General features: G+C 67.2%; 3 protein-coding genes. 2 read left to right on the forward strand and 1 reads right to left on the reverse strand.

Annotated elements, in window-relative coordinates; genetic code table 11:
• Positions 1 to 442, reverse strand: a 442-nt coding sequence (locus ACIPIA_RS11165; protein WP_400509470.1) for a cytochrome b, incomplete at its 3' end; no start/stop codon positions are given.
• A 237-nt stretch (positions 443 to 679) separates the two neighbouring features.
• Between ACIPIA_RS11165 and ribA the strand changes: the two genes are divergently transcribed.
• Positions 680 to 1807: a GTP cyclohydrolase II RibA gene (ribA, locus tag ACIPIA_RS11170; protein ID WP_400509472.1), complete on the forward strand. Its 1128-nt coding sequence runs from the start codon at positions 680 to 682 to the stop codon at positions 1805 to 1807.
• A 31-nt stretch (positions 1808 to 1838) separates the two neighbouring features.
• The gene (locus ACIPIA_RS11175; protein ID WP_400509474.1) at positions 1839 to 4202 is read left to right on the forward strand and encodes a hypothetical protein; all 2364 of its coding nucleotides are present in this window, start codon (positions 1839 to 1841) and stop codon (positions 4200 to 4202) included.
• Positions 4203 to 4229: the final 27 nt, after the last annotated feature.

The raw sequence follows: 4229 nt of genomic DNA on the forward strand, positions 1-4229 counted from the left end.
GGATGCCGAGGACGCGTTGGGCCGCCGGCTCATCCGGCCGGGCGAGTGCGGGCAAGCTGAACAGGTCGAAGATCGTCAGCGCCGGAAACAGCGACACGCCGATCCAGCCCAGCAACGGCACGACGAGAAGCAGCCCGTACAGCAGCCAGTGGACAAGGTGCGAGCCGGCCTTCTGCCACCATTCGAGGGTCGGCTCGTCCGGCGGAGCACCGTGCAGGACACGATAGGCCAGCCGCCCCGCCGTCAGCCACAACAGCAGGAATCCCAGCAGCTTATGGGCGCTGTAGAGGCCGTTGGTCAGACCATCCCAGATATCCAGCACATTGCCGCGGTAGCTCATCGTCAACCCGACCGGGATCATGACGAACACCGCGACCACCGTGATCCAATGCAGCGTGCGCGCGGTTGTGCTGTAACCGACGGGCGCAATCTCCCTGGACATCGGGCAACCTCCGGGCTTGCCGCTGGGGAAGACATTCATCTCACGTTCAAGCTCACGAACCTATACGGGGCTCATCCGGTCAGGTTCCCGTTTCTGGTTCCTGAGTGCCTCGCGCCGTGGAACCGTGCCCTGTCGGGAACGTTGCTGGAAGGGCGAACCAAGAACCCCTATATCGTTCCGCGATGGTGCCTTTGACGCTCCTAGGCCGCTCGCCGGCCCAATCTGACGGACTTCCCGATGCCTGAGTCGCGTACGCTCTTCGGCCCCTCCCTCGAAATCGCGCTCGTGAGGGTCGACCGGGCAATTGCCGAGTTTCGTGCCGGTCGTCCGGTCCTGTTGCGTGATGCGGAGCAACTGGCACTCGCCCTGTCGGCGGAACTGGCCGACGACAAGCTCGTGCAGAGCCTCAATGCGCTGGCGTCCGGCCGCGGCCACCTTGTCCTGAGCGGTGCCCGCCTGCGCCGCCTTGGTGCCAAGGGACGCAGCGAGAGCGGCATCTTCGCCCTGCCCACCATAGACCTCGCTCGTATCGAGACGCTCGCGCTCAAGATCGACGCCCGGATGGATGCGCCGATCGCGCCTGCGTCTCCCTCGGACGAAGCTGCGCTGGAACTTGCCCGGCTTTCGCTCGTCCTGCCAGCCGTCATCGTCGTGCCGGTGAACGCCGCCGATATCGCCGGCGAGCCGCTGGTCGAGATTGCGCTCGATGCCGTCAAAGGCTACCGCGCCGAGCAGGCCGCATCTCTGAAGATCGTCGGGCGCGCGCCGGTTCCACTCGAAGGCGCGCCGGAGACCGAGTTCGTCGTATTCCGCGGTGGCGAAGGCCTGCGCGACCAGGTCGCGATCATCGTCGGCAAGCCCGATCTTTCGGCAGCCGTGCCTGTGCGCCTGCACTCCGCGTGCCTCACCGGTGACCTGTTCGGCTCGCTGAAATGCGACTGCGGCGACCAGTTGCGCGAGACCGTGCAGTGGATGGCGGAGAACGACGGCGGCATCCTGCTCTATCTGGACCAGGAAGGGCGGGGCAACGGCATCTCCAACAAGATGCGCGCCTACAAGCTGCAGAGCCAGGGCTGGGATACCTATGACGCCGACGAGGTGCTCGGCTTCGATCTCGACCAGCGCCATTTCGACTTCGCCGCCACGATGCTGAAGCAGCTCGGCGTCTCCAGCGTCGTGGCCCTCACCAACAATCCGCAGAAGATCGGCGCGATCGAGGCGGCCGGACTCGAGGTTGCGGCCACCCAGCGCGTGCTCGGTCGCCCCAACGCCCACAATGTCCGCTATCTCGCGTCGAAGCGCGATCGAGCAGGCCATTTCATCGACATGGACGCGCTGATGGCCCGCGCGGCGCCGACGGATTGATCGCGACGGCGCTCGCGGTCAGGCTTGGCTGATGCCCGCGCCCGAAACAATTTCTCCCGAACCAACGCCGCGCTGGCCGCTCGCCAGCGTGGCCTGCATCGTCTTCCTGTGCTGGCTTGCCCTGTCCTGGCCGTGGCTGTCGGGTGCGGTCACCATCCCCTGGGATGCGAAGGCCCATTTCCATCCCCAGCTCCAGTTTCTTGCCGATAGCTGGCATCGCGGTCTCTCGCCGTTCTGGACGCCCTATGTCTTCTCCGGCTCGCCGCAGGTCGCCGACCCGCAATCGCTGATCTTCTCACCCTCATTCGCGCTGATCGCGGCACTGAATCCCTCGCCCGATTTCCGCTGGAGCGACGGTGCCGTGCTCGGCACGCTTCTCGCCGGCGCGCTGTCGATCGTCCTGATCTTCCGGGATCGTGCCTGGCATCCGGCCGGCGCAATCGTCGCGGCGCTGTCCTTCGCCTTCGGGGCTGCCGCGGCCTGGCGCATCCAGCATGTCGGGCAGGTGCTGAGCCTCGGCTATTTCGCCATCACGCTCTTCCTGCTCTCCCGCGCCCTCGAGCGCGGCTCGATCGGCTACGGCTTCGCCGCCGGCGTGATCTCCGGTTTCATGGTGCTCGGCCGCGATCAGGTCGCGCTGATCGGCGTCTATGTCCTGGCCAGCCTGGTGATCGCGGCCATCCTGATGGCGAAGAACCCCTGGCGCGCCTTCCGGGCGTCTCTGCCGGCGCTCATGGCCGGCACGTTCGGTGCCATCCTCGTCGCGACCATACCGATCCTGCTGACCGCCTTCATCGCGCAGGAATCGAACCGGCCTGTGATCGACTTCGTCGAAGCGGGCAAGGGCTCGATGCACCCCGCCGCACTGCTCACGGGGCTGGTCGCCAATCTCTACGGCGCCGCCGGGCCGCTGGCGGATTTCTGGGGCGCGCCAAGCCCGGGCTGGGAGGCGCGGTTCGGCCCGCTCGGACTGTTCCTCGCCCGGAACATGAGCCAGCTCTATCTCGGACTGCTCCCCATGGGGCTGATCCTCACCGTCGGAATGATCCGCGGCGCGCTCTGGCGGCGAGAGATTGTCGCGCTCGGCGTCGCGGCCGCAATCGTGCTGCTATATGCGCTCGGCCGCTATACGCCCGCCTTCCGGCTCCTGTTCGAATTGCCGGGTGTCGCCTTCTACCGCCGCCCGGCCGACGCACTCTTCATCGCCGGCGCGCTGCTCGCGATCCTCGGCGGGTATCTTACTCATCTCGTCATGACCGGTACGGCGCCGAAGGCGCGCCCCTGGCAGATCGCCCTTGAAGCGCTGGTCTTCGCCGGAGCGCTCGCGCTCGCGATCTGGCTCGCCTGGACGGTGGGGCGCATTCCCGTCGCGATATCGCCGCTCGTCATCGCGCTTCTCTGCGGCACGCTCTCGCTCGGCGGCCTCGTAGCCGCGCGGGGACTGGCAATGCGCGGTTCCTCGCTGGCGGCAGCCATCGTGCTCGCTGCGACGCTCGTCGTGGATCTCTCGGTCAACAATGGCCCGAGCGAGTCCACCGCCCTGCCCGCGCAGACATACGACGTGCTGCGCAGGGACAGCACGAACGAGACCATCGCCCTGCTGAAACGCGAGACCGCCCGCACGGCCGCGCCCGACCGGCGCGACCGGATCGAGCTCGCGGCGATCGATTTCCATTGGCCGAACGCCAGCCTGGTCCACCAGCTCGACAACACCCTGGGCTACAATCCGCTGCGGCTCGGCCTTTACACCAGGGCTACCGGCGCCGGCGATCATGTCGCCCTGCCGGACCAGCGCACCTTCTCCCCCTTGATGCCCGGCTATCGCTCGCTGCTGGCGGACATGCTGGGCCTGCGCTTCATCGCGACCGGCGTGCCGGTCGAGCAGATCGACGTCAAGCTCAAGCCCGGCGATCTCCGGCAGATCGCGCGCACCAAGGACGCCTATATCTACGAAAATCCGCGTGCGCTGCCGCGCGTGTTGCTCGTTGCCGAGGCTCAGAAAGCCGATTTCGACGGCATCCTGGCAACCGGCCAGTGGCCGCCGGGCTTCGATCCCCGTCGCACCGTCCTCCTCGATCGAGACCCGCCGTCGCTCGCGGCTGCCGGGGCCGGGCCAGCGACAGTGGCCATCAGCAGCTACGGCACGACGACGGTGACGCTCGCCGTCGATGCGCCGCGCGGCGGGTATCTCGTCCTGAACGATGTCTGGCATCACTGGTGGCAGGTCGAGGTTGACGGGAGGCCGGCGGAGCTGCTCCGCGCCAATGTTCTCTTCCGGGCGGTGGTCGTCCCTCCTGGGAAATCGACGGTGCGCTTCGTCTTTCGCCCGCTCGAAGGCCTCTATTCCGACATCGTCGCGCGCCTGCGCAACCTCGGGACAACCCGGCAGGGATAGCGAGCTGCCCTCCATTGCGGCCATGAT

Source organism: Allobosea sp. CER48 (assembly GCF_044752385.1).
GTDB lineage: Bacteria > Pseudomonadota > Alphaproteobacteria > Rhizobiales > Beijerinckiaceae > Allobosea.

Excerpts from the sequence above, each read along its gene's own strand:
- ribA (WP_400509472.1), top strand. The coding sequence starts at position 680 with ATGCCTGAGTCGCGTACGCTCTTCGGCCCCTCCCTCGAAATCGCGCTC.
- ACIPIA_RS11175 (WP_400509474.1), top strand. The coding sequence starts at position 1,839 with ATGCCCGCGCCCGAAACAATTTCTCCCGAACCAACGCCGCGCTGGCCG.